This is a genomic window from Malonomonas rubra DSM 5091 (assembly GCF_900142125.1).
Classification (GTDB): Bacteria; Desulfobacterota; Desulfuromonadia; order Desulfuromonadales; family Geopsychrobacteraceae; genus Malonomonas; species Malonomonas rubra.
Genome location: NZ_FQZT01000012.1, coordinates 41,934 through 65,729, shown reverse-complemented (window position 1 = coordinate 65,729; position 23,796 = coordinate 41,934). Strand labels below are relative to the sequence as shown.

The following is a 23,796-nucleotide window of genomic DNA, read 5'->3' as shown; positions in this document are numbered from 1 at the left end:
GGTGCGAACCAAGGTGTGTGCTGTTAGGGCGGGTTGCTTCTGTTAAAAGTGAATGCCGAACTTTTCAGCGATCCATAACCATCCAGCATTCTCGGCATGAGTGGCCTCGTCGCGCAATCGCCAATATGTTTTCCAATGCATGTGTTTTGGTTTTTCTGGGAATGCGTCAGTCAGGCTGTCATCACCACCGAGATCTTTTCTGATCTTTCTGGCTTTGCGGATAAGGCGATCTGCAGGGTTTTCTTGCTGACTGCTGTAGGTTAAGTCGTAACAGTGACGGCACAAGAAATACTTGCCCGCCCCATAGATCACGGCAATACGCTTGTGACAGTGGGGGCAGAGAAACCATTTGCGAGAACCACCGTAGTTGCAGGGGGTGTGGTCAAAATAAACGCTCTGTTCGATGTCCTGCCACTCTTCGCCACTACGACGATAACGGTAGCGAAGATTCATTCGGTCATGCTCCATAGTGTATCGAATCCAGCCGGTCTGCTCGTCGCCACGAGACCAGGATAAGGTTCCCGAAATCCCAGGTCGCAGGTAGTTGTTTTTCTTCAGCCAGCGAATATCGATACGGTGCTGGCTTTCAGCTGCGTCTTTTGTGTCCCATCGCATCCGACGGCCCGAGCCTGATCCGCCCATTTTTTCGCCTCATCTTTTTATCGAAATCATTAGTAAAGTTAACCGGTCTGTTTTCCAAACGAACCCATTCAGACCACTTCTTCACCTGGAGTGACATCAATGGATCTTCTCTGCCGCATCTCCTGCTGCTGCCAGAAAGCTTTCATGGCTTTGTATAATTGGTTATCAAGCGATACTTGGTAACGCGTTAAATTTTCTCGAGTGATGGGATCGGGGATACTGGCGGCCTCAATGGCGGAATCGTACAGAGACGCCAAAAGAGGTTGTCTTTCATGCCGCTTCAGTTCGTTGTATGAGTGAGATCGGCACTCCTCAAGCCAATCGAGCAGGGTCTGGTCTTGCAGGTAGTCATCAAAATATTCTTCTGTCGTCATCAGGTCTTCTTTTGCCCAGCTTTCTGCGATTGACCAGAGAATCGGCGCATGCTTTTTGATTGCTCCAGGGGTTAGGTTTTCAGCATGTCCCTCCCCCCAAAGGGCCGAGATTTCCTCCAGAACCTTTGCGTGTGAATCATGCTCTTGCTGTTCGAGAGGGATTAAATCATCAGTCGAAACGGCCTTGCTACTGTAGGCCTGCAAACCCAGGGAGCGATTCACCTGTTTTAGAAGTTCATTCTCCTGCCTGTGCAACTTGATCATGGCGCTTTCGGCGGCTAGGATTCTCTTCTGCCGCCACAGGATGATCGCTATCTTTTCCACCAGTGTTTTTTCGAGAAAACCTGTTGGCTTCAGGTCGTGCTGCAGTTCCTTCATGATGTCGCTGAACTCAAGGGGGTCTTCTCCTTCAATAAGCATGCGGTTACTGAGAATGCCGTGCCTGAGGGAATTGAGGCTGCTCACCTCTTTGCCTGATGATGTTTTCGGGCCGGTGCTTTTCAAGGCATTCTTCTTGTTTGCTGTGGTCTGTTTTTCCGTCATCTCTGTTATCCTCGGTCCTGTATTGCTACTCGCCTTCTGTTGATGGTTGCTTTCAAACCCTCAACTCTGGCAAGAACGCTTCCAAAAGATACATCTGGGCCGCCTTGTGTTCGGCTTCTTCTCTGGTCATGCCGGCGTCGTATTCGAGGATGGCCGCCTTCTCTTCCCACTTTTCTTTTAACGCCCTGAAATGTGTGTTTGGCGCATATTGTTGGCAGTGCTTGAGGAGGAGTTTCTTTTGTAGCTCTAGATTGTTTTCGGTCAGGCCAACAATCACTGCAGCGAGGTTTTCGACGGGGGTGATCATCCGCAGTTCCTCGGCTTCAAGTCTGGCAATTGAGACTGGTTTGATCTTCCTCTTTGCGATCAGTTGATTTGCAATCTTGTCCGGCAAAACAATCTGGCTACCAGTGGGGATCGTTCCTTTTTTTGTGGAAAGCGGACTCAGGACTTCGGCCAGCATTTATACGGCCTCCTCATTGTCGAAATCTTCTTCAGTGAGGGTGAGGATATCTACATTATTATGAGCGTTTGGACGTTCCGGACGTTTGGGGCCGTTTTCAGTAAACTTCTCTATATAATCTTCTTCGCGAGACTTTACGGAAAAATCGTCCAAACGTCCGCATTGTCCAGAATCATCATCGATGGCGATGCCATTCCAGAAGATGGTTCCGCTTTTTTCCCGCTCAAAACCGCATTCCGCTAAGAGTCGGCCGAATTTTTGTGCTGAAATGTTTCTCCAGTTTGAATAGCTGATGAATGATTGGAGAAGATCGTTTGCTGCAGAGCGGTAGGCACTGCCGGTTTTGCAGCATTCGTCGATCCACTGCTGGAAGATGTCTTCAGAGTGACGATACGCCTCGACCTCTTCTCGGACTTCTCGAGGTGGGCATAGACCGGTTTCCTGCCACTTGAGACACCCCTGCACCGCCCAGTTGAGGATGCCCGGCAATTCTGCGGTGAGCTTGTCCATCAGTTTCGGGTCGCGTTCTTTCTCCGGAATGGTGACGTTAAACGGCACGAGATGAATCCGACGCCAGATGCCATGATCACGCCCTCTGACCTTTGGTTTGTAATTACCCAGCAGCAGAATTTTATATTGCGGCGTGTACTCGAAGAACTCTCCATACAGGAAGCGACACGAAATCCTGTCTCCCCCTGTCAGGGTTTTTACTGTTGCTTCGGCCAGTCTTTCTCCGTCGTCAAATTCTGAGACCTTCACTAGCCGTGAGCCGCGAAGAGCTGCCAAGTCGTTGCTGGCAGAATTGTTGTCGCGGTGCATCAGCAGGGTGCTGCCGGCGGTGGAGGCAAAATCACCCAGAAGCATTTCAATCACGTTGGCGAGAGTTGTTTTTCCGTTTGCTCCGGTTCCGTAGAAAAACACAAGAATCTGTTCGCAAATATTGCCGGTCAAACAGTAGCCAACATATCGCTGGATATAATTGATTAATGCGGTATTGCCGCCCATGATCCTGTCTAGGAAACGGATGAACTCAGGACATTCCGCGGTTGGGGAATAGTTGATATTTACGAGCCTGGTGATGAAGTCTTCAGGGGTGTGTTCATAGAGCGACCCGTCTTTCAGGTTTAATGTTCCATTGCGGCAGTTCAGTAGCATGGGGTCTTGGTCGAGCTGTGAGCTGGAAACATTCATCTCAGGCACGACCGCCGCAGCTTTTAGGACGGTTTCCTGTCGCTTGTGGCTTTCCAGCGACACGACTCCTTTGAGCATTCTCTGTCTTGCATTGTCGTCGGTGATCTTGCGGACATTGTCGTAGAGTTGATCCAGGTTTTCCTTGAAAAGAGGAAATGGGCCGCCTGGGGCATCCGTGGTCCAGCGTTGGCCGTCGTAGATCAACCACTTTTTTGCCTCCATCCAGTTCCGAACTTTGCTGCTGTAGTTTTTTGTGAAATATTCTGCGATCCTGATGTCAGTGATGAGATTTGGTACGTCGGGTTGTTGATTGTGGCGAATATAAATGCTTTGGACGACCTGCTCGACCTCCTCTGGTGGAAGGGGCGGATTGTTCTGCTGGTTCCATACGGATGCCTGTTCAAGAATCTCTTCCAGTGTGCCACCATCGTTGATCCAGGAACCCACCAGTCTTGCTAATGCATTGTTGCGCCCGCCTTCGGTTGTGCCCCGGTACAATTCCTTGACGGGTTGTTTCTCCTTGTCGGATTTCGCCAATAACCATTCCGGGATATCTGGTAAAGAGGCTTCATCAAGTGAGACGACCCATCTATATTGCTGGCCATTTTGATGCATCGATGGTGGGGCGACTGCTTGCCCACCCTCCGCTCGAAGGTCGATTCCGGGGAGGTCGGCACGTTTCTGGAAGTTGCGAATGCCAGGCTTATATTTGCAATAGAGGTGATAGCCTCGCCCCGTTTTAACAAGAGGGGCATGCGGCAGGCCGCGATCTTTTGCCTGTTGGAATGCTTCTTCGGTGTCGAAGTCGATAATGGCAATCCCTGATAATTCGCCGGTTACGATGCCGATGTTGTGTTTGGCGTTTTGAAACCACTCGCGACAGTCTTCTTTTGTTGCGGGCGTTTTTTGATAGTTACTCCAAGAATAGGCAGGAATCTTTCCGTTGAGTGGAATGATGGACAGCCCTCGATCTAAATAATCAGTTGCCGCGTTGTGTAAATCTGAATCAACGGCAATCGGTGGAGTTGTCATGCTCCCCATTTCCATGACAACTTCGTTGTGTTCACTCATCAAGTGTCTCCTGGGGTTCGAGTAAAATTCTTAGTAATTGCTTGCCCTAGCCTGTGCCGTGCTGTTTGCCTTGCCAGATTCCAGCCACTCATCCAGATCTTTTTTGTAGTAAAAGACGCGGCCGCGTTTGATGTACCTCGGCCCAGTGCCGTCGCAGCGTTTCATGGCAAGAGTCTTTTCCGAGAGACCGAGATAAACAGACGCATTTCTGGTATCCAGGCGTCCATCGGGGAACATCATCACTTTTTCAACCATAACCTCAGCATTCATAAGAACCTCCAGTGTGTTGTAAGATGGCACGAGTATGTCACAGGAAAAAATGTATTGCAATAGAACACATGTGTGGTATATTGATTTAGAACAATTTAGAACTTTTGACACGGAGGACGCTGTATATGACTGCAAAAAAGGCTGGTGGCGGCAAGCTGACCCGTTCTGAAACAGTTACGGTGCGCTTAGATCCAAAGCTGCGTTATTTAGTTGAGTTGGCAGCAAGGAGTCAACGTCGAACAGTTTCAAGCTACATCGAGTGGGCGATAGAACAAAGCTTGCAGAAGGTAATCCTTTTTGAAGGAAGATCGAGTGCAGAGTGCGATGTCAACCTCGCAGAAGCAGGGGCAGACTTGTGGGATGTTGATGAGGCAGACAGGCTTGTACGACTTGCCGATCAATACCCAGAGATGCTGACATATGACGAACAAGTTTTATGGAAGCTTATTTGTGAGAACGGCTTTTTTTGGCGCGGCAAATACGATGATGATGGAGATTGGTGCTGGACTGTAGATATTCGCAAGCTGATTTGGGGGCGACTTCGTGAGCACTGGGATTTGTTGAAAGCTGTTGCTGATGGGGAAGAAGAAGCATCCAAGTTGCCTTCGGCGGTGCGAAGAGAAGAACCTACTTTCAATCCGGACGACGAAATTCCGTTTTAGCACGTGGAGTTGATATGGCTAAAACTTTCTCAAAGCTAACCCGCCCCAATATGCGCAAATTGAATGCTGGCGAATCAATTCTGGAGCATGGGATTACGTTCGAGCGCAAGGCTGATGGCGATGGAGTATTTACTGTCAATGTCATGGTCGATGGCCAACGAATCCACCGCGTTGTTGGTCGTGAGTCTGATGGGACAACGAGAACTCAAGCGGAAGACTTTATCCAGAAGATTCGTCGTGATGCGAAAGAAGATCGTCTCGCTTTGCCGAAGGGTAGGAAGCTTGCTCTGAGCTTTCGTGAAGCAGGAGATAAATACATCCGTAAACTGGGGGAAGAAGGCGGTAAGGATCTCGCTGCAAAACGACGACGGTTAAAGCAGCACCTGGTTCCGTTCTTCGGCGATACGCCATTGTCAAAGATCAGCACGTTTGATGTTGAGCGTTATAAAAAGTTTCGTTCTCAAGCCAAAGCTGTCCCTGGTGGTGAAAAAAACAGACCCAAAGACGAGGCTTCGCTGAAGCTGACGAGTAAGGGGACGATCAATCGAGAACTGGCTGTGCTGTCTCATTTGTTGAATAAGGCTGTCGAGTGGGGGTGGATTCAGGCTCGACCAGCGATTATCCGGCGGTTCCCTGAATCGCAGGGGCGGATAACCTATCTCACCGTCGATCAGGTAAAGGATCTTATAGATTGCGCCAAGCAGGACCAGAATCCGCAGATATATCCGTTCATCGTCATCGGCCTTGAAACAGCCATGCGCAAGATGGAGATCCTGTGTATCCAGAAAGAGGATGTTGATCTGCAGCGTCGGATGATTTTTATCCCGCAGGCCAAGGCAGGATCGAGAGAGCAGCCAATAACACAACACCTAGCTGAATTTCTCGAATCGCACATGGCGATGTTACCCGAAGGAACACCATGGTTGTTTCCGTCAATAGCAGCCAAAGACGGTCATACTACAGATGTCCGGAAAGCATTTCGGCGAGTTGTATCTGCTGCAGGGCTAAATCCTGATGAGGTTGTTCGCCATACCCTGCGTCATACAGCTATCACTCACTTGATTCAAGCAGGGGTTGATCTGCCGACAGTGAAGAGGATCTCTGGACATAAAACATTAATCATGGTCGAGCGTTATGCGCATCAAAACGGTGAACATATACAAGCTGCGATGGATAAGTTGGAGGGTAGGTTGAAGATCAATATTTAGGATGTATGAGTTTTGGGGGGCTGTGGCCACAGGTACGCAGCCAGTTGTCAATGTATGGATAGAGAAAGGAATGGCTAAGTGTCGAAAGCGTTAAATAGCAGCTACAAGGTGATTCAGATTTTTAGAAAAATCAATACTGAAATGCCAAGCCAGCAGATAGCGATGTTTCTACGTATTGCTTCTTATGAGGGTGTTACTTTACCTGAACTAGCCGAGGCCTTGAACACGACTGTAGCGTCAGTGAGCCGAAACGGTAAAATTCTGTCTGAGTATATGGAAAAGGGTGAGTTGAAGGGATACGGTCTTATCGGTATGAGGCCAGATATTAGAGAGCGTCGTCGGTTGGCCTGCTTTCTGACGGATAAAGGCAGGGAGCTTGTCGCTGAGCTAGATCGGGTGTTTAAATGAAACCAATGGGTGTATTTTCTGCCGGATTACACAGGAATTACACAAGCAATAAAAAAGGGTTACAGCAAAAAGCCGTAACCCTTTATTTTTTCTGGTGCCCAGAGACAGAATCGAACTGCCGACACGAGGATTTTCAGTCCTCTGCTCTACCGACTGAGCTATCTGGGCGAAACGAGACCCGTTTATAACGAATGGTCCTGTAACTGTCAAGGAAAAATAGTGGAAATTTTTTGTGGTTTTCAAGAAAAATGAGAAAGTGCTTGCATCCTTGTAAGCAAGCTGTTTAAACTGCGTCAAAATTTAATTCTGAGAGTGATCAAAATGACTTGGCTTTATTCTTTTTACAGCTTTTTTTCCTTTTGGTTTTTCGGTTTTTTCAAGCCGTCTGCCGTGGAAAGAGGTGTCTAAAGAATACACCGCTTCGGATCACACAAACCATGGCAGAACGGCAATGCGGTTCTCCCATGGTTTTCTTTTTTGTACGTTTGAAAATTAAAGGCCGCCGGGAGCATCGGGCGGCCTTTTGCCTTTAATAGTCATAGCGACTGAAAAGGAGAGCACAAAAATGATTATTGTTATGAAAAACGGAGCTTCACAGGAGGAATTGGCAGAGGTCGAAAAGAAGATTATTGCCCTTGGTTACCAGCCGCATGTAATTCACGGAGAGACTCGCAATGTTGTCGGTGCTGTTGGTGATGAGCGCGGTAAAGAAAAACTGCAGATCATCGAGTCGATGCAAGGTGTTGAGCGGGTGGTGCCGATCCTCAAACCGTATAAACTGGCCAGCCGGGAAGTCCAGCCGGAGCCGAGTGAGATTGAGATTGTTCCTGGTCTTGGCATCGGCGGGAAAGAATTTGTTGTCGTTGCCGGACCCTGTTCAGTCGAAAGCCAGAAACAGATTTGCGAAACAGCGGAGGCAGTGAAACAGTCGGGAGCACGTCTGCTACGTGGCGGTGCTTTCAAGCCACGTACCAGCCCCTACTCCTTCCAGGGCATGGAAGAGGATGGCCTGAAGCTGCTGGCCGAGGCGCGTAAGCTGACTGGCTTGCCGATTGTCACCGAGGTGGTTAACCCACGCGATGTCGAACTGGTCGCCAAATATGCTGACATCATGCAGGTCGGTGCGCGTAATACGCAGAACTTTGCCCTGTTGAAGATGCTGGGACAGCTCGATAAACCGATTTTGCTCAAGCGCGGTATGGCGGTTACGATTCAGGAATTCCTGATGAGTGCCGAGTACATCCTCTCCGAAGGCAACCGCCGTGTTATCCTCTGTGAGCGTGGTATCCGTACTTTCGAAACGGCGACCCGCAACACTCTCGATATCTCTGCCGTGCCGGTGCTGAAGCAGCAGACTCATCTGCCGGTGATGATCGATCCTTCCCACGCCACTGGTCATTCGCATCTGGTTCCCTCGATGTGCTATGCTGCGGCAGCAGCGGGCGCTGATGGCTTGCTGGTCGAAGTTCATCCCTGCCCGGAAGAAGCATCGAGTGATGGCCCGCAGTCACTGCGACCGGCCGAGTTTGATGCGATGATGAAAAAATTGCGGGCCTTTGTAGAAGTGACTGGCCGCAAGATGGCCGGTTGAGGTCGGTTATTTACCCGAGGAGCCTTATGTATTTTGTCCCATTGTCGCAACTCGACAGTGTCGAACTGTTGGTGCACAGCCTCAAAGCCGCCGGTGGCGAGGCTGATTGCACCATGTGCCCGGCACATAAAGTCTGTATGAAACAATGTCTGACTATCGCCAAGGCGGTCGAGCAGATGCTGGTGGATGGCAGCCTGCCACAGATCGGCGGGGACCCGCCACCGGAACCGCTGAAAAGTGTGGAGCCGAAAACAGAGCCCGATCCGGATAAGCCGAACGGCGGAGGTTCCGGTGGTAAATCGAATCATCTGAAAATCGTGAAATAGTGTTGGTGTTGTAGCAACGTACGCGATGATTGACACTGAGAACGCGTCAGTGTAGAAATCCAGAAGCTTGTTTTTTCTTGCTTTTTGCCGTTTACAGGAGGAGTCCGAATGTACAAAATCCTGACGCACAACAAGATTTCAGTGAAAGGTCTGGACAAGTTTTCCCGCGACAAGTATGAAGTGGCCTCGGAGATCGGTCATCCCGATGCTATCATGCTGCGCAGCCACAAGTTGACTCCGGAAGCCATCGCCGATTCCGTGACTGCTATCGGTCGTGCCGGGGCCGGAGTCAACAATATTCCAGTGGATGACTGTACTGAGCGCGGAGTGGTGGTTTTCAACGCCCCGGGCGCTAACGCCAATGCAGTCAAGGAACTGGTTATTGCCGGGCTGCTGCTTTCTGGCCGCGATATTCTCGGTGGTATCAAGTATGTCAAAGAAGAAGGCCCGGGCTTGACCGAGGATGAACTGCATAAACTGGTCGAGAACGGTAAGAAGCAATATGGTGGAGCAGAGCTGGCTGGGAAGACTCTTGGCGTTGTGGGTCTTGGTGCTATCGGATCATTGGTTGCCGAGACCGGTTTGATGCTGGGGATGAAAGTTCTTGGGCTCGATCCTGCACTGTCGGTCGAGGCGGCTTGGCGACTGTCGCGCGATGTTGAACGGGTCGAGAACATGCAGACCCTGCTCTCAAAATCGGATTACGTTTCGCTGCATTTGCCGGTGCTGGAAGCGACCCGCAACCTGATCAACAAGGAACTGACCGAGAGCTTTAAGCCCGGTTCTGTCCTTCTGAATTTCTCGCGTGAGAAGCTGGTTGATACTCAAGCACTTGTCGCCGCGCTCGACAGCGGGAAGCTGCGCAGCTATATCAGCGACTTCCCGATGCCGGAATTTCTTGGACGCAAAGATGTCATCCAGATGCCACACCTAGGGGCCAGTACGGCGGAAGCGGAAGAAAACTGCGCCATCATGATCGCTGATCAGCTGATCGATTTTCTCGAAAACGGCAACATCAAAAATTCAGTGAATTTTCCCAATACTTCGCTTGAGCGGAGCGGCCTTTGCCGTTTAGCGATCATCAATAAAAACGTCCCCAAGATGTTGGGGCAGATTCTTTCCGTGCTGGCCGACCGTGATCAGAACGTCGCCGACATGATCAACAAAAGCCGTGGCGAGATTGCCTACAACCTGATCGATATTGAGCGTGAACCGACAAATGGACTGATCGATGAAATCAAGGCAATTGATGGCGTCATCAGTGCCCGGGTGGTGTAAATACAATCTGCAACTAAGGAGATAAAAGCAATGGCGAAGGTATTCAATTTTGGCGCTGGCCCGGCAATGCTGCCGGAGTCGGTAATGCAGCAGATTCGCGAAGAGTGGCTCGATTTCAGCGGCATGGGCGTGTCGATTATCGAAATCAGCCACCGCGCCAAGGAGTTTGAACAGGTTCTGCTCAAAGCGCAGGATGATTTCCGCAAGCTGACCAACCTGCCGGAAAATTACAAAATTCTCTTCATCCACGGTGGTGCGCGGATGCAGTTCTCGGCACTGCCGCTGAACCTTGCCAGACGTTCCGAAAGCAAGAAGTGTCTTTATGTTGAAACCGGTAACTTCGCCAAACTGGCCAACAAGGATGCTGCAGCTTTCTGCGATGTGAAAGTGATCGCCAGTAGCGCCGACACCAACTACGACCGGATTCCGGAAATCACCCCGGAGATGGTGGATCAGGATGCGGCTTACCTGCACATCACGACCAACAACACCATCTACGGTTCCCGTTATAACAGCTTCCCCGAGACCGGCGCTGTGCCGCTGATCGCCGACCAAACCTCGGAGATCCTGTCGCGCGTGGTCGACTACAGCAAGTTCGGCTGTATTTATGCCGGACTACAAAAAAATCTTGGCCCTTCCGGTACTGCGATTGTTGTCATCCGCGAAGATCTGCTTGGCCAGGCGGCTGAAAAAACACCGACCCTGCTGAATTACACCCAGGCTGACAAAGATAACTCGCTGACCAATACCGCTAACACCTTCGCTATCTACACGACCGGGCTGGTGCTGCAGTGGTTGCTTGATCAGGGCGGCGTTGCCGCGATCGAAAAACAGAATGAAGCCAAGGCCAAGGTTCTTTATGACCTGATCGACAGCAGTGATTACTTCCGTGGCGTTATTTTGCCTGAATTCCGCGGTACCATGAACGTCAGCTTCAACCTGCCGACGGCTGAACTTGAGGCCCAGTTCCTCAAAGAGGCAGGCGCTGCCAATCTCTACGCGCTCAAAGGGCATCGCAGTGTTGGCGGTATCCGCGCGTCGATCTACAACGCCATGCCGATGGCCGGGGTTGAGGCGCTGGCCAACTTCATGCAGGATTTTGCTAAAAAGAACAGCTAATTCATCGTTTCAAAAACATAGAATCAAACCTAAAAAGGCCGGGCTGCGATCCGGCCTTTTGCTGTGAGGAGTGTTATGTCTGAAGTTGATTTGAGTGGGGAAAAAGGGTGGCAGCCGTTTGATGCTCCGGCGCTGGTCGGCAGTTCACTGCGTTTTGTTTCCGGTGATCCGGAAGGGGACCGGTTTCGCGTCAGTTACTATCGCAAGCCGGATAGCGCACTGGTGGCTCGCATCTGGTTCGGTCCCGAGACCGAAGGGCCGCCCGAGCATGCCCATGGTGGTAGCATGGCTGCCGTGCTGGATGAAGTTCTCGGTCTCGCCGCCTGGAGCGCCGGTTACGCTATTGTTGTCGCCAACCTGAATATCAATTTTCGCTGCCTGCTGCCAATTATGCAGGTGGTACAGGTGGATACCGAAATCGTCTCGGTCGATGGCCGCAAGGTGCTGGTGCGCGGGAAGATCTGGGATGGACAGGAAAAGGTTTACACCGAGGCTGACTGCCTGTGTATCGAAATACAGGCCGTGTAGCCTCTGTGAATGCGTGTAAAGAAACTCGACAAAGGAAAACTCTAATTTATTATAGGTGGTTAGCTGTGTAACTAGTTTTCCCGTGAATAGATTTTTTCAGTCGCGTAGGTGGTCTAATGGTTGTGTCGCAACTCCCTGAAAAGACAATGCTAGTACTTTTGTATTAGAAGTGCCGATGAGTTTCTATTGAGAGTGTTAGCCTTGCTTGCCTGCAGCTTCAAAATTTAAGGCATAGGATTTGCTCTATATATCGTCAGACTTTAACGGAGGTTTGTCGATATGAGATCTTTTCTACTTGTTTTGATTTTTGTTTTAAGTTTTGCCACGGTCAGTTTTGCCGGCTCTCTGGGTGTTTTTGATTCCAGCTGGACGCTGATGACAGCTGAAGATACTGTTGGTTCCGACGGCTTTGTCGATCCCGGCTGGGGTGGGCAAGATTTTGATGCTGAATATCTGTATTACAAGTACAGCTATGAAGCTGATGGTACGTACCTGTGGTTAGGACTGCAAACTGGTTTTGACCTTGATGATGGGCGGGTTTATTCGAGCGGGAAGAATTATTTTTCCGGCGACCTTGCCATTTCGTTCGACGGTGACTCTGGTCAATATGAATACGCTTTTGATTTCGGCCTGAAGACCATGGATGCAAGTTTGAAACTGGTAGAGGCGGATGATAACGGTGATGGCTTTGATGTTGCCGGTCTTTATGGGAATGTTGCCTGGAATTCGAATATTGATTTCACGGCATCGAGTCCTTTTGCCATGGATGCTGGTGATCTCTTACTTTCTGTTGCTTCCGCTGAGGCAACAAACCAGCTATTCAGTGATAGTGATTCGTATGCGCGGATCGTAAGTTTTAACCTGGCAGATATTGCCGGGCTCAACTTTACCGGCCTTGATGTGCATTGGACCATGTCTTGTGGAAATGATGTGATTGAGGGTGATGCGCCAGTTCCCACTCCCGAGCCTTCAACGTTCATCCTCTTTGCTGCCGGCGGTGGCCTGGCTCTGTGGGCGCGGCGGAAGAAAAAATAATTTCCGGTTTTCGATCAATTAAAAACGGCCGCTGCGGTTCCCTGCAGCGGCCGTTTTTTTATGCGTTGTGGATTGGCAACACGAAATGAACCTGGGTTCCTTGTCCCAGTTCGCTGTCGATCCAGATCTGGCCGTCGTGACTTTCGATGATGTATTTGACGATGGTCAGGCCCAGTCCGGTGCCGCCGACCGATGTGTCGGTCTGGTTGCACCGGTAGAACTTTTCAAAAACCTTGACCGTCTGGTCTTTTGTCAGGCCGATCCCCTGGTCACTAACGGTGACACGGTAACTGTTCTCCATCGCCTGTCCGGTAATTTTTACGTCACCAGCGGAAGGGGAGTACTTGACCGCGTTGCTGCAGAGGTTTTCCATCACTTGCCAGATTTTTTCTTTATCGACCAATAGTTTTGTTTCTTCCGCGGCCAGTTCAATAATGAAGTTGTGATCGGTCGATAAAAGCTTCAGGTGCTGAATCGGCCGTTCGAACAGATCTTTTACTGAATAGACATCTTTCTGCAGACTGAGTGGTTTGCCCGATTCGATACGGCTGATGTCGAGCAGCTCGCCGACCAGTCCGGAGAGGAAATCTGCTTTTTCGTTTATGATCGTCAGGAATTCCTGCTTTTCTGCCTCGGTCACATCCGGGTTTTCCAGCAGGAACTCGGAGTAACCGAGCACTGCTGTCAACGGGGTGCTTAGCTCATGGACGGCAGTGGTGATGAACTCGCTCTTCATCCGCTCGATCTCACGTTCCTGGCTGATATCGTGGATCAGGTAGATCATACCGATTGTTTTTCCCTGCCTGTCGGTCAGAATCGAGGTACGAATCTGTAACGAAATCGGGTTGTGCAGATCTGAGCTGATTTGCATGACGTCGAAACGCAGGTCGTTCAACTGTTGCTGCAGAGCTTCTACCATCTTCTTCAGGATCGAAGGGTCGCGGATAATGCTGCTCAGCGGTTGGTTGGTGCAATCATCGAGAGAGCACTGAAACAGCTCCTCGGCGCGCTGGTTAACCAGCAGGATATTCTGATCGATGTCGACAACGATCAGCCCATCTGGGACTGATGTGACGATATCGGTGAGCTGCTTGCGAATCTGCTGGGTCTGTTCGAGTGAGAGCCAGAGCTGCTCGGTGCGTTCGTTGACTCGTTCTTCAAGCTCACTATGGATTTTGTTCAGTGCGGCTTCGGCCGCTTTGCGCTCCTCCACTTCTTTTTCCAGCAGCTGGTTGGTCCTGTTCACCTTGATCATGCCGTCGACCAGCTGCTGGTCGGAAGTCTGCTGCTGTTTTTCCACCTTGTTCAACACCCCGGTGGAGAACATCAGAAGGACACCGGCGGCGGCAACACAGACTGCACTGAATCCGAGAACAGTTTTCCAGAATTCAGTGATGGTGACGGTGACATCCTGCAGAATAAAAAAATCGCCGACTCGCTGACCGGATGCATCGAGCAGTGGCCTGGCTTTACCGAGATAGGTACTGGTTGCAGTTTTCAGTTTGATATTGCCGTCGATATCCTGATTGTAGAGAAGGGCAAGGATGACATCCGGCAGCAGCTCCGGTTTTGAGGTCTGGGTGACAACTTTTCCTGGCAGCAAGTCCCAAGTGACCGGGTCTTTGCCGAGCATGGTGACACCTTCTTCCCACAGTTTGCGGTCGAGGTGGCGCTTGTTGATGGTGATGGTGGTCAGGGAGCCTTCGTGCTGGAAGTAGTTGTTCAGCAGCAGCTCAACCTCTTCGCCCAATTCCAGGTACCCGAGCAGTTTTTCTCCCTGGTACCAGGGGAGGACGGTACGCAGCGTAAATGTGCCAAGCGGTCCGAGCTCGATACCGGAAAACGGTTTGCCTGTGGCCGCAGCACGCTGCAGGGTGTAACGGGTGATCAGGTCACCGTGGCGTTGCGGATTGTGGACGCGCAGAAAGACTTTCTGCTCAGGAGTGTGAAAATAGTAGTGAGAAATCCGCAACCGTTCGAGCAGTCGCTGAAATTCACGCTCAGTTGCGTTGAACAGTCCAGCACGGTCTTGTTGCTGCATCAGCTGCTGCAGCTCTTTTGATTCGGCAATCTGCTCCAGCTGTGCCAGCATGACGTCTGTTTGCTGATGCAGCAGCGTCTTCAGGTCGAACTCGATTTTGCTGACTTCCTGCTCAAGCCCGCGCTCTATTTCTCGGTCAAGATACCAAGAGGTGGATATGATATACAGCCCGAGGAAGATAAACAGGCCCAACGCCATCGGCAGCAGTATCTGCAGTTTCAGGCGTTTTCTGATTGGTGGCTGTAGTTTGTCTTCGGGCATCGCTGCTTCTCGTTTGTCTTTCCGTCGCTCTACATACAGACGCGTAGAATTTGCTCAAGGTCGGTGTGGCCACCGAGCACTTTCTTTATGCCGTCCATCATCAGGGTGTGCATGCCATCATCGATCGCCTGGGTACGGAGGTCTTCGAGCAGGACATTTTCTTTGATCGCCCGCCGCAGACTGTCCGATGTGGTCAGCAGCTCATGGATGGCGACGCGGCCGCGATAACCGGTCTTGTTGCAATCGTCGCAACCTTTGGCGCGATAGAGGGTCAGCTCTTGCGGGTCGGTCGGCAGACCATGCTGCAGGTAATATTCTTTGCCATAGTAGTGTTGTAACTTCTCCAGTTCGTCCGAACTCGGTTGGTAAGCCTCTCGGCACTGTTTGCACAGGTGACGAGCCAGTCGCTGCGCCAGTACACCGAGCAGGGCGTTGGCAAAGTTGTACGGGTCCATGCCCATCTCGATCAGGCGAACAACAGTTTCAGGTGCCGTGTTGGTGTGCAGGGTGCTGAACACCAGGTGGCCGGTGAGGGAGGCCTCGATCGCAGTTTTTGCAGTTTCCGGGTCGCGCATCTCGCCGATCATAATGATGTCGGGGTCAGCACGTAAAAAGGAGCGCAGTGCCTGGTCGAAGGTAAAGCCGATTTTGGCGTTGACCTGAACCTGCCGCAGTCCCGGCTGGGTGATTTCGATCGGGTCCTCGGCCGTCCAGATTTTACGCTCCGCGGTATTCAGCTCGCTCAACGCGGAGTGCAGGGTCGTGGTTTTGCCTGAGCCGGTTGGCCCCACGCAAAGAATGATGCCGTAAGGCTTGCTGAGGATTTCGGCAAAATTCCTGTAGTTGTTGTCGCTGAAGCCGAGTTGGCGAATGTTGAGCGGCTGCGATGAAGAGAGAATCCGCAGTACGGCATCTTCCTGGCCGCCTGCTGTCGGGGTGGTTTCGACGCGATACTCGATTTTGCGACGATCGGAACGGATGACGATTTTGCCACTCTGTGGTTTGCGGCGTTCAGCGATATCGAGTTTCGCGATAATTTTGATACGGGAAATCATCGCCCGCTTGTGGCTGCTGGCGATCTGGTGGGCCACATTGCAAATCCCGTCGATACGGTACCGGACCTGCAGTGGCAGGTTACCCAGCCCCGGCTCGAAATGGATGTCGGAGGCGCCTTTGCGGAAGCCGTCGAGCAGGATGTGGTTGACCAGGGTGATGATCTGCGAATCGGTTTCGCTGACCGAGGAATCGATCCCATCGTCTCCGTCCTCTTCGACATCGACTTGCTCGTTTGATAGCTCGCCCAGCAGGTCTGCGATCTGGCCGTCATTTTCTTCACCGGTTTCGCCATAATATTTTTCTGTGGCTTCTCGGATCTCTGTTGCTGGGGCAACGACAAACTCGATACTCAGGTTGGTGAAGAATCGCAGGTTGTCACCGATGGATGCGTCGGTTGGATCGGAGGTGGCGACCGTGAGGCAACGGTTTTCCAGGCTGATCGGAAAGACCTTCAGCTGGGTGACGATATTTTTACTCAGCTTGTCGAGAGCATTGGATGAGGGAGTGATGGTTCCCAGGTCGACAACCGGCATGCGGAATTTTGCTGACAGGGCGACCAGCAACTGCTCTTCCGAAATCAGCCCTTTTTCGATCAGCAGTTCGCCGACCCGTTTGCGTTTGCCGCTCGACTGCTTTTCAATCGCTTCTTCGACCTCATTACGTGAGATCAGCCCGGCTTGAATCAGCAAGTCGCCGATCCTGATATTGTGAGTTTCGCGGGCATCCGAGACCTGAACCGCAAGCTCTTCAATCTTGTCGGCTGGAAGATTGGCTTTTTCCGCGAGAATTTCCCCAACTTTTTGATGCCGCAGCTTTTCCTGTTCATCCAGAACTTCGTGAATCACGTTTTCCTGCAGCCAGCCCCGCTCTTCGAGAATATCGCTTAGAGGGCGCTCTTCACGGCGTTGACGGATCCCGCTGAAAGTGAAAAAAATGTTGCGATAGGAAGCATTCTGATCGACCGGAAAGGCGTAAAAGCCGCTTTTGTGGTTCTGTGCGGGGACTCGTAAATTAAAGCTGTCTCCGGTTGTGGTTTCGATGTGTTCGACCAGCTCCCCTTCTTTTGCCGGCAGCTGCCAACCGCTGTTGTCGAGAACCATGATGTAGCAGAGGTCTGCCAGGGCAATTTCAATTTCACCGGGACTGCGGATCAGCTCAACGTGGAGCAGGCTGTCACGTGGATGGAAGGGGCGGAGAAGGTTGACCTGTTCTTCGCGACCAGTCAGGAATTTGATGATCAGCGGGTGCTTCATTCTTTCTCTCGGCAAAACTCTTTGATAGGCAAGTGGGTCACATTACAGCGCTTTTAGATTCAATACCCATCTCTACACCAGCGCTAGCAGGCTGTCAAATATAAGCTGGTGATTTTTCATTTAATTTATATAAAAAACGGCCGCTCAGTAAAATAGATTGCCGGCGGCCGTGGGGATAGATTCGATCTTGGTTGGACTTCAGTTAACCGGAAGAGGTGCCTCGGTGTAGTTCCGGATAAATTGTTCCAGTTGTGAGCGTTGTTCATTGCTTAAGTCTTTGAATTGAACGCTGCTACGCCGAATCGGGACAAGGTTGTCCTGCAGGCGCTGGTCAGACACCGTCTGTACCGGAATTTTATCAACGATCAGTTCAAAATCATGATAAAGGCTGATTTCTTTGACTTCGGAGCGTTTCAGCTTTTGTCCAAGGTAGCGGAATGAGAGACCGCTTTCGCTGATGTCCATGATGTGGTAGGGCAATGAGTCCGGCCCTTTGTCGACCAGGACAAGGGCTCGGTGCACTGCTTTGAAGCGCTGATGTTCTCTTGCAGGTTGGTACATGATACGACTTTCCATTTTTTTACTCCTTTAGATCGGAATAAAATAGCTGTCCCCCCCTTTTTTTATCCTGTTAGGATAATATAATGTGACTATTTTATGCAAGAGTAATTACAATATTTACAGGTTTCAAATTTTATTAGCATAAAATGTACCATTTCAGGGTTGTAAAGAATTCTGGAGCTCCAGTTTCTGTCCTGCTATAGTCGCGAACTTCAGAGAAAAAAAGCATTTTTCCCTGAAAATGAAGGTTGTTGATCGGTCGTCAGAGAAACTGATGCCGGGTGGAAATTCCATGCCTGCTCGGTTGTTTGTCGTGAATGTCGGGATTCTTGACAGAGTCATGATGAAAATGCATTTTTTTACAGTCAAGAAAACGCTTTTGTCTGCGTTGTCTCTGCTCTGCCTGCTGTTGCTGTTTGTCGGCGGACCGGGGCCCTATTCATTACGCACGTTTACGTTCGCCTGGGGACTAGGCCATCTGCTTTCCTTTGCGCTTTGGGGCTACCTCTACCTGCTTTGGCGCGGAGCCGGAAGTTTCCGGCGACTGGCTGGCGAAGTTCTGCTGCTGTCATTGTTGCTGGGAGGGCTGACCGAATTACTGCAGGCCGGCTTCGGTCGTGAAGCGAGCTGGGTTGATCTGGGCAACGATCTGCTTGGCGCGGGGACCGCACTGGTGTTTTCCCGGCAACGGTTCGACTGGCAGCCTCTGTCGAGGCTGCTGCTGCAAACTGCGGTAGTGCTGCTGATCGGCTGGCAGTTGATCCCATTTGCTAAAGTTGTTGCTGATGACGTGCTGGCACAACAGCAGTTTCCCCTTCTCTCTGGCTTCGAGACCCGGTTGGAAGTCAGTCGCTGGGGCGGTGCCTGCCGCCGGCAGATAGACGTAAGTCAGGCTTACAGTGGCGCCCGTTCTTTGCGGGTTGATCTGGGCACGCAGCGCTATGCCGGCTTGGCGCTGAAGCATTTTCCTGCCGACTGGAGCGGCTACAGCAGGCTCCGCTTTCATCTCTATAACCCCGCGAACGAGCCGTTTCAGTTCTATTTCCGTATTCACGACCAGCAGCACAAGGCATCGGACAACCGCTACAGTGACCGTTTCAACACCGAATTTACTGTTCCGCAGGGCTGGAACAGCTTGGAAATTGATCTGCAGGAGGTTGCAGCGGCGCCGAAAGATCGTCAGCTTGACCTGGCCAAAGTGGCCGGCATGAATATTTTTGTCGGCAAGCTGGCGGAACCTTTCAGCTTTTATTTAGACGAAGTCATTCTTTTGCCCTGATACGGAGAATGCAGGTTGGCCGGGCTGTATACTCGATTGACATCGGCCGAAGATGGGCCTAAAATCGCCTCTTTTTTATGACAATCCAACGGCCAGAACGACGGCAATAGAAAGGTTGGTTGATAATGAAAGTTTTGGTAACGGACGAAATTTCCAAGAACGGTTTGCTGCCGATTCTCGACGACCCGCGAATCACTGTTGATTTCAAAGTCGGTCTGCCGAAAGAAGAACTGCACCAGGTGATCGGCGACTACCAGGCGATCATTACCCGCAGCATGACCCAGGTCGACGAAGCGTTGCTCGAGCATGCGACGAATCTTAAAATGATCGCCCGCGCCGGTGTCGGTATCGATAACGTCGATGTCGATGCTGCCAGCAGCCGCGGCATTATCGTTGTCAACGCGCCTTACGGTAACGTCAACTCGGCGGCCGAGCACACCATGGCGATCCTGCTCTCCTATTGCCGTAACGTTACCTTGGCCAATGCCAGCCTCAAAAGTGGCCAGTGGCAGCGCGCTCCTTTTACCGGCCACGAACTGAAAGAGAAGACCATCGGTGTTATCGGTCTCGGTAAGGTTGGTGGCCGGGTTGCTCTGCGTTGCCGCGCCTTCGAGGCCAACGTGATCACTTATGATCCGTACATTTCGGAAAAGCGTGCGGAAGATTTCGGCGTCAAGCTGGTGTCGCTGGAAGATGTTATTCGCTTCTCCGATATTATCACCGTGCATACCCCATTGAACGATGAAACCCGTGACCTGATTACTGCCGAGCACTTCGAAGGAATGCAGGACGGCGTTTTCATTGTCAACTGTGCCCGCGGCGGCATCATCAACGAAGAAGCGATGCTGGCAGCGCTGGAGAGTGGCAAGTGTGGTGGCGCGGCGTTTGATGTTTGGAGCCAGGAGCCGCCCAAAAGCGATACACTGAAAAAACTGATCGCTCATCCGAAAATGCTGGTCACCCCGCACTTGGGTGCCAACACCTACGAGGCGCAGAAGAACGTCGCTGTCGATGTCAGCAAAGAGATCGTCAACTATGTTGACGGGCGGCCGATTTCGAATGCGGTCAATGTCCCGCGTTTCGATCCAGACCTGATGGAGCAGATGAAGCCGTACATGAAGCTGGTTTCGATCATCGGCGATTTCATCTCCCAACTGGCACCGCCCAACCCGAACAAAATCACCTTTACCTACAACGGTAAGCTGGCCCGCTTCGACTGTGCTCCGCTTTCTGTCTGTGGCTTGGCGGCATTGCTCAACCATGTCACCGATCAGGAGATCAACATGGTCAACGCCGGGATGGTTGCCCGTGAAATGGGGGTTGCCGTGGAAGAGGTTCGTTCGACGGAGACCGATTCTTTCTCCAACCTGATCACCCTGACGCTGGAAGGTCCACAGGGCAAACGCACCATCGCCGGAACCCTGTTCGAAGGAATTCCGAAGATCGTCAAGATGCGCAACTTCGATATCGACTTCAAGCCGGAAGAGCACATGTTGGTGATGACCTACGCTGACGTGCCGGGCGCCCTCGGTAAAATCGGCACCATCCTCGGCAATGCCGAGGTCAATATCGGTAGCATGAGTCTTGGTCGGACCGAGAAAGCAGGTAAGGCGATTGTCGTTTTCTCCATCGACTCGCCGGTCGAAGAAGAGACGATTGAGCAACTTAAGGCTGCCATTGGTGCCGACTTTATCCGACCGGTGCATATCAAGCAGTAAGCGAAAAACAAAGATAAAAGAAAAGCGCAGCTGGTTTGATTTCAGCTGCGCTTTTTTATTTCTGGATTGTTGAATTTTTATTCAGCGAAAAGAGATTTTTCGCTTTTTGGAATGATACCGCGCTCTTCTGCCCGCTGGAAAAGGGTTTCGATGGCCTTGATACCTTCGGCTCCGAGGTCGATGGAAAAATCGTTGACGTAAAGTTCGATGTGGCTGCGGATGACATCGTCTGCCAGCTCCTGGGCATGTTGCTTTATGTAGGCCTCAGGCTCGTGTGGGGTGGCAAAGGCGTATTTGACGCTGGCTCGCAGGGCGGTGTCGATCTGTTTGATTTTTTCCGCTCCGAGGGAACGTTTTGCCAGAATTCCGCCGAGAGGAATCGGGCAGCCGCTGTCCTCTTCCCACCATTGTCCCAGGTCGAGCACCTGCTTCAGCCCATGCAGCTGGTAAGTGAAGCGCGATTCGTGGATGATCACCCCGGCATCGGCCTTTCCGGCCAGCAGCGCCGGCATGATTTCATGAAACGGCAGAACCAGCAGGTCCTCATAACCGGTACCGTAAAGCTGCAGCAGCAGGTTGGCGGTTGTCAGCGTACCAGGGATGGCTATCTTTTTACCGCGCAATTGCGCCATGTTGGTTTCCCGCGGCGCAATGACCAGTGGCCCGCAACCTCGCCCCAACGCTCCACCACTGCGCAGCAGGGAGTATTCATCGCGCAGGTGACCGAGGGCGTGATAGGAAATTTTCGTCAGATCGAGTTCACCCTGCAGCGCCAGTTTGTTGAGGGTTTCAACATCTTCCAGCCGCTCTTCAAAAGTGGTGTCCGGGCAGGCGACCTTGCCGTGAATCAAACCGTAAAAGATGAAAGTGTCGTTCGGGCAGGGGGAGTAGCCGAGGCTTAACTGTTGCATGATTCTTCCTGTTTTTCTGGCCAGTGCCGCAAGATTTCCAACAGGCCCTGCTGGGCCGCTTCGGCTCCCAGCGGGATGTTCCATTGCTGGGGATCGCGAGAGCCCGTCGGGTTGGAAATGCCGCGCAATTCAAGCAGGGGGAGGTTGTATTCGGCGCAGACCTGCGCCGCCGCTGCCCCCTCCATGTTTTCACAGATGCCGCCGGAGCGTTGCTGTAATTCGTTGCTCAGTGCCGCGCAGCCACTGCAGCTGTTGACAGTGACGAAGGTGCCGCAGAGAGCTTGCGGCAGGGTTTTTCTCGCATGCTCCACGAGCGGGGAGGGCAGCAGATAGCTTCTCTGTACGATCAGTTCCAGCTCCGGGTTTTGGGGGATCTCGAGTTCGCTCAGATGAATAAAATCCTCCTCGCAGGAGACGCCGAGATCACCGAAAAATTCGGCTGTTGCAATGGCGAGTTCGCCGTTCCGCAAGGTGCTGTCGGGATAGCTGCCGCCACAGCCACAAAGAAGGACAGCTTTTGCGGGGTAGCGTTCGAGGAGTCGGGTCAACTGCAGACTCATGGCCGTTTGACCGACACCGCTGTGGGCGATCAAGACGTCCTGGTCGTAGATTGTACCGATTTCAATGCAACAGGACCCGAGTTGCTCGGTGCGTGAATCTTTCAATTCCTGGCGCAACAGGTTGGTTTCCAGGGGGACGGCGGCGATGATGATCAGCATGACAGTATCAGCGCTGGAACCAGCCCTGGCGGATCAGGTCGCGGCGCAGGTCGATTCCCTGTTTCCGCACCATTCCCTGATACCAGAAGCGTTCCTGCTGCAGTTGTGGTTCGCTCGGCGGGTCGAGCCGTTTGCGAAGATCTGTCAAAGTGTTCAGGAACATCTGATCCGGTTCCTTGACGATCGAATTGATTTTATCCGCCAGTGTTGACGGTGCAACTTCAATCACCAGTTGGATGATATCGCGAATTTTCAGCCCCTGCCGATATTCCCAGAGGTCGCCTTCAAAGCCGGTTTCGCACTCATTGACGAAGTCGCTCCAGTCGAGCAGCAGGCTGCCGAAATCGATCTCGGCCAGGGCTTCGTCTTTGACCTCGGCCTCCATCAGTTCAGCGATCTGTTCCTGCTCTTTACGGGTCAGGAAAAAAGAGAGGCCCTCTTCAACCTGATACATATCCAGCTGGTCGATCAGCTCTTCGCAGAAGATGTTAGAATCAAGTTCACTGTCACTGAAACCGTGTAGTTCTGCCGGCAGGCTCTCACGCGGGAAACCGAGCAGCGAGAGATGGTCGTGGCCGAAATCGGCTGGCAAAGTCAGCTTCTGACAGTGTGGAACCTGGTGGCGCTGGAGAAAATCGGATAGTCGCAGGTGGTTGTCGGTAAAGAAGGTCATCACCTTCTCTTCTGAAAAGAAGAGCTCCAGCCCTTTGCGGTTATTGGCCAGGCCGAAACCGACAAAACCATCGTGGATCATCCGCTGCATGTAGGGTTCTATCGTTTGCAGGATTTCGTCGGTCGGCAGGTAAGGCGAGTAGTGCACAAGTGGAATTGGGCGCTCAAGGGTGCTGCTGGGGCGTGATGGTAAAGCCACTTCGGGGTAATGCTCGAGAATAAAGAAAGCTTCTTCATCGAAAAAACGGCTGAAGTTGCGGAAGATGGTCGCAACTTTATCGGCGTTAATCGTGGCAGTAAAGCGGTAGGCGTTGTCGCAGCCTTCCAGCAGGGAGATTTCAAATCCCTCTTTTTGCCGCGTGGCGGCGAATCGTTCGCTCGGCCAGCGCCTGAGGCCGACCGGGAGTTCCAGCATCTGTGACAAGAGCGTTCCTTTTCATGCTGCAAAACAGGTGAAAATTATACTTGGAAATTAGAGGATTTCTGCTGCCAAGTCAACCTGCAGATTGCCGTTATGAGCGGGCTGGAAGCGATCCTATTGTGATTAATATTTTTTTAAAAAACTGCGCAAACAGGTTGAAATGAGACTTTTTAAATGATATACAGGACAGTGCTA

The 23,796-nt window shown here is 51.7% G+C and carries 22 protein-coding genes and 1 tRNA gene; 11 read left to right on the top strand and 12 right to left on the bottom strand.

Going from position 1 to position 23,796, the window contains the following annotated elements:
• Positions 1 to 42 precede the first annotated feature (42 nt).
• The 5 genes from BUB13_RS14405 to BUB13_RS14385 form a co-directional block, all read right to left on the bottom strand.
• Entirely contained in the window at positions 43 to 615 is a 573-nt protein-coding gene (locus BUB13_RS14405) for a hypothetical protein (RefSeq protein WP_139249395.1), read from the bottom strand.
• Positions 616 to 710: 95 nt separating this feature from the next.
• The gene (locus BUB13_RS14400) at positions 711 to 1,559 is read right to left on the bottom strand and encodes a hypothetical protein (RefSeq protein ID WP_072909473.1); all 849 of its coding nucleotides are present in this window, start codon (positions 1,557 to 1,559) and stop codon (positions 711 to 713) included.
• Positions 1,560 to 1,611: 52 nt separating this feature from the next.
• A complete protein-coding gene (locus tag BUB13_RS14395; RefSeq protein ID WP_072909472.1) occupies positions 1,612 to 2,022 on the bottom strand; it encodes a hypothetical protein in 411 nt (136 codons plus the stop codon).
• A complete protein-coding gene (locus BUB13_RS14390; RefSeq protein ID WP_072909471.1) occupies positions 2,023 to 4,284 on the bottom strand; it encodes a phage/plasmid primase, P4 family in 2,262 nt (753 codons plus the stop codon).
• A 30-nt stretch (positions 4,285 to 4,314) separates the two neighbouring features.
• Positions 4,315 to 4,554, bottom strand: coding sequence for a helix-turn-helix transcriptional regulator (locus BUB13_RS14385; RefSeq protein WP_208610179.1), 240 nt, complete (start codon positions 4,552 to 4,554; stop codon positions 4,315 to 4,317).
• Between the two features lie 125 nt (positions 4,555 to 4,679).
• Here BUB13_RS14385 and BUB13_RS14380 point away from each other — a divergent pair, with 125 nt between their 5' ends.
• The 3 genes from BUB13_RS14380 to BUB13_RS14370 all read left to right on the top strand — a co-directional run bounded on the left by BUB13_RS14380 (position 4,680) and on the right by BUB13_RS14370 (position 6,832).
• Positions 4,680 to 5,216, top strand: a complete 537-nt coding sequence (locus BUB13_RS14380) for a hypothetical protein (RefSeq protein WP_072909470.1) — start codon at positions 4,680 to 4,682, stop codon at positions 5,214 to 5,216.
• Between the two features lie 14 nt (positions 5,217 to 5,230).
• Positions 5,231 to 6,424, top strand: coding sequence for a tyrosine-type recombinase/integrase (locus BUB13_RS14375; RefSeq protein ID WP_072909469.1), 1,194 nt, complete (start codon positions 5,231 to 5,233; stop codon positions 6,422 to 6,424).
• A 78-nt stretch (positions 6,425 to 6,502) separates the two neighbouring features.
• Positions 6,503 to 6,832: a helix-turn-helix domain-containing protein gene (locus BUB13_RS14370; RefSeq protein WP_072909468.1), complete on the top strand. Its 330-nt coding sequence runs from the start codon at positions 6,503 to 6,505 to the stop codon at positions 6,830 to 6,832.
• Between the two features lie 92 nt (positions 6,833 to 6,924).
• Here BUB13_RS14370 and BUB13_RS14365 read toward each other — a convergent pair.
• Positions 6,925 to 7,000 (bottom strand) — tRNA-Phe (locus BUB13_RS14365).
• Positions 7,001 to 7,397: 397 nt separating this feature from the next.
• Here BUB13_RS14365 and aroF point away from each other — a divergent pair.
• From aroF to BUB13_RS14335, 6 genes are all read left to right on the top strand, one after another.
• Positions 7,398 to 8,423, top strand: a complete 1,026-nt coding sequence (aroF, locus tag BUB13_RS14360) for a 3-deoxy-7-phosphoheptulonate synthase (RefSeq protein WP_072909467.1) — start codon at positions 7,398 to 7,400, stop codon at positions 8,421 to 8,423.
• Between the two features lie 26 nt (positions 8,424 to 8,449).
• Positions 8,450 to 8,749, top strand: a complete 300-nt coding sequence (locus BUB13_RS14355; protein ID WP_072909466.1) for a hypothetical protein — start codon at positions 8,450 to 8,452, stop codon at positions 8,747 to 8,749.
• A 108-nt stretch (positions 8,750 to 8,857) separates the two neighbouring features.
• Positions 8,858 to 10,027, top strand: a complete 1,170-nt coding sequence (locus BUB13_RS14350; protein ID WP_072909465.1) for a phosphoglycerate dehydrogenase — start codon at positions 8,858 to 8,860, stop codon at positions 10,025 to 10,027.
• 30 nt (positions 10,028 to 10,057) lie between these two features.
• Complete coding sequence (gene serC / locus BUB13_RS14345) at positions 10,058 to 11,146, top strand: 3-phosphoserine/phosphohydroxythreonine transaminase (RefSeq protein ID WP_072909464.1); 1,089 nt, start codon at positions 10,058 to 10,060, stop codon at positions 11,144 to 11,146.
• A gap of 75 nt (positions 11,147 to 11,221) precedes the next feature.
• Entirely contained in the window at positions 11,222 to 11,674 is a 453-nt protein-coding gene (locus BUB13_RS14340; protein ID WP_072909463.1) for a PaaI family thioesterase, read from the top strand.
• Between the two features lie 279 nt (positions 11,675 to 11,953).
• Positions 11,954 to 12,709, top strand: coding sequence for a PEP-CTERM sorting domain-containing protein (locus BUB13_RS14335; RefSeq protein ID WP_072909462.1), 756 nt, complete (start codon positions 11,954 to 11,956; stop codon positions 12,707 to 12,709).
• A 58-nt stretch (positions 12,710 to 12,767) separates the two neighbouring features.
• Here the strand turns inward: BUB13_RS14335 and BUB13_RS14330 are convergent, their stop codons facing one another.
• From BUB13_RS14330 to BUB13_RS14320, 3 genes are all read right to left on the bottom strand, one after another.
• Positions 12,768 to 15,011 carry an ATP-binding protein gene (locus tag BUB13_RS14330; protein ID WP_072909461.1) on the bottom strand — a complete coding sequence of 748 codons (2,244 nt, stop codon included), beginning with the start codon at positions 15,009 to 15,011 and terminating at the stop codon, positions 12,768 to 12,770.
• Between the two features lie 29 nt (positions 15,012 to 15,040).
• Positions 15,041 to 17,320 carry a GspE/PulE family protein gene (locus BUB13_RS14325; protein WP_072909460.1) on the bottom strand — a complete coding sequence of 760 codons (2,280 nt, stop codon included), beginning with the start codon at positions 17,318 to 17,320 and terminating at the stop codon, positions 15,041 to 15,043.
• A 198-nt stretch (positions 17,321 to 17,518) separates the two neighbouring features.
• The gene (locus BUB13_RS14320) at positions 17,519 to 17,896 is read right to left on the bottom strand and encodes a PilZ domain-containing protein (protein WP_072909459.1); all 378 of its coding nucleotides are present in this window, start codon (positions 17,894 to 17,896) and stop codon (positions 17,519 to 17,521) included.
• A 364-nt stretch (positions 17,897 to 18,260) separates the two neighbouring features.
• On the opposite strand from BUB13_RS14320, the gene BUB13_RS14315 reads away from it, so the two are divergent.
• Positions 18,261 to 19,160 (top strand): hypothetical protein, encoded by a 900-nt coding sequence (locus BUB13_RS14315; protein ID WP_139249394.1) that lies wholly within the window; start codon positions 18,261 to 18,263, stop codon positions 19,158 to 19,160.
• Positions 19,161 to 19,285: 125 nt separating this feature from the next.
• Positions 19,286 to 20,878, top strand: a complete 1,593-nt coding sequence (gene serA / locus BUB13_RS14310; RefSeq protein ID WP_072909457.1) for a phosphoglycerate dehydrogenase — start codon at positions 19,286 to 19,288, stop codon at positions 20,876 to 20,878.
• Between the two features lie 77 nt (positions 20,879 to 20,955).
• On the opposite strand, the gene BUB13_RS14305 is transcribed toward serA, so the two are convergent.
• From BUB13_RS14305 to BUB13_RS14295, 3 genes are read right to left on the bottom strand one after another with little or no spacing between them, the layout of a single operon-like run.
• On the bottom strand, positions 20,956 to 21,789 hold the full coding sequence (locus BUB13_RS14305; RefSeq protein ID WP_072909456.1) for a menaquinone biosynthesis family protein: 834 nt from the start codon (positions 21,787 to 21,789) through the stop codon (positions 20,956 to 20,958).
• Complete coding sequence (mqnB, locus tag BUB13_RS14300; protein WP_072909455.1) at positions 21,777 to 22,508, bottom strand: futalosine hydrolase; 732 nt, start codon at positions 22,506 to 22,508, stop codon at positions 21,777 to 21,779. The genes BUB13_RS14305 and mqnB overlap by 13 nt, the downstream gene beginning before the upstream one ends.
• Before the next feature lie 7 nt (positions 22,509 to 22,515).
• Positions 22,516 to 23,604 (bottom strand): hypothetical protein, encoded by a 1,089-nt coding sequence (locus BUB13_RS14295; protein WP_072909454.1) that lies wholly within the window; start codon positions 23,602 to 23,604, stop codon positions 22,516 to 22,518.
• Positions 23,605 to 23,796 lie beyond the last annotated feature (192 nt).

Excerpts from the sequence above, each read along its gene's own strand:
- BUB13_RS14340 (WP_072909463.1), top strand. The coding sequence starts at position 11,222 with ATGTCTGAAGTTGATTTGAGTGGGGAAAAAGGGTGGCAGCCGTTTGAT.
- BUB13_RS14390 (WP_072909471.1), bottom strand. The coding sequence starts at position 4,284 with ATGAGTGAACACAACGAAGTTGTCATGGAAATGGGGAGCATGACAACT.
- serC (WP_072909464.1), top strand. The coding sequence starts at position 10,058 with ATGGCGAAGGTATTCAATTTTGGCGCTGGCCCGGCAATGCTGCCGGAG.
- aroF (WP_072909467.1), top strand. The coding sequence starts at position 7,398 with ATGATTATTGTTATGAAAAACGGAGCTTCACAGGAGGAATTGGCAGAG.
- BUB13_RS14330 (WP_072909461.1), bottom strand. The coding sequence starts at position 15,011 with ATGCCCGAAGACAAACTACAGCCACCAATCAGAAAACGCCTGAAACTG.
- serA (WP_072909457.1), top strand. The coding sequence starts at position 19,286 with ATGAAAGTTTTGGTAACGGACGAAATTTCCAAGAACGGTTTGCTGCCG.
- BUB13_RS14350 (WP_072909465.1), top strand. The coding sequence starts at position 8,858 with ATGTACAAAATCCTGACGCACAACAAGATTTCAGTGAAAGGTCTGGAC.
- mqnB (WP_072909455.1), bottom strand. The coding sequence starts at position 22,508 with ATGCTGATCATCATCGCCGCCGTCCCCCTGGAAACCAACCTGTTGCGC.
- BUB13_RS14325 (WP_072909460.1), bottom strand. The coding sequence starts at position 17,320 with ATGAAGCACCCGCTGATCATCAAATTCCTGACTGGTCGCGAAGAACAG.
- BUB13_RS14355 (WP_072909466.1), top strand. The coding sequence starts at position 8,450 with ATGTATTTTGTCCCATTGTCGCAACTCGACAGTGTCGAACTGTTGGTG.
- BUB13_RS14385 (WP_208610179.1), bottom strand. The coding sequence starts at position 4,554 with ATGAATGCTGAGGTTATGGTTGAAAAAGTGATGATGTTCCCCGATGGA.
- BUB13_RS14405 (WP_139249395.1), bottom strand. The coding sequence starts at position 615 with ATGCGATGGGACACAAAAGACGCAGCTGAAAGCCAGCACCGTATCGAT.
- BUB13_RS14320 (WP_072909459.1), bottom strand. The coding sequence starts at position 17,896 with ATGGAAAGTCGTATCATGTACCAACCTGCAAGAGAACATCAGCGCTTC.
- BUB13_RS14375 (WP_072909469.1), top strand. The coding sequence starts at position 5,231 with ATGGCTAAAACTTTCTCAAAGCTAACCCGCCCCAATATGCGCAAATTG.
- BUB13_RS14305 (WP_072909456.1), bottom strand. The coding sequence starts at position 21,789 with ATGCAACAGTTAAGCCTCGGCTACTCCCCCTGCCCGAACGACACTTTC.
- BUB13_RS14400 (WP_072909473.1), bottom strand. The coding sequence starts at position 1,559 with ATGACGGAAAAACAGACCACAGCAAACAAGAAGAATGCCTTGAAAAGC.
- BUB13_RS14395 (WP_072909472.1), bottom strand. The coding sequence starts at position 2,022 with ATGCTGGCCGAAGTCCTGAGTCCGCTTTCCACAAAAAAAGGAACGATC.
- BUB13_RS14380 (WP_072909470.1), top strand. The coding sequence starts at position 4,680 with ATGACTGCAAAAAAGGCTGGTGGCGGCAAGCTGACCCGTTCTGAAACA.
- BUB13_RS14335 (WP_072909462.1), top strand. The coding sequence starts at position 11,954 with ATGAGATCTTTTCTACTTGTTTTGATTTTTGTTTTAAGTTTTGCCACG.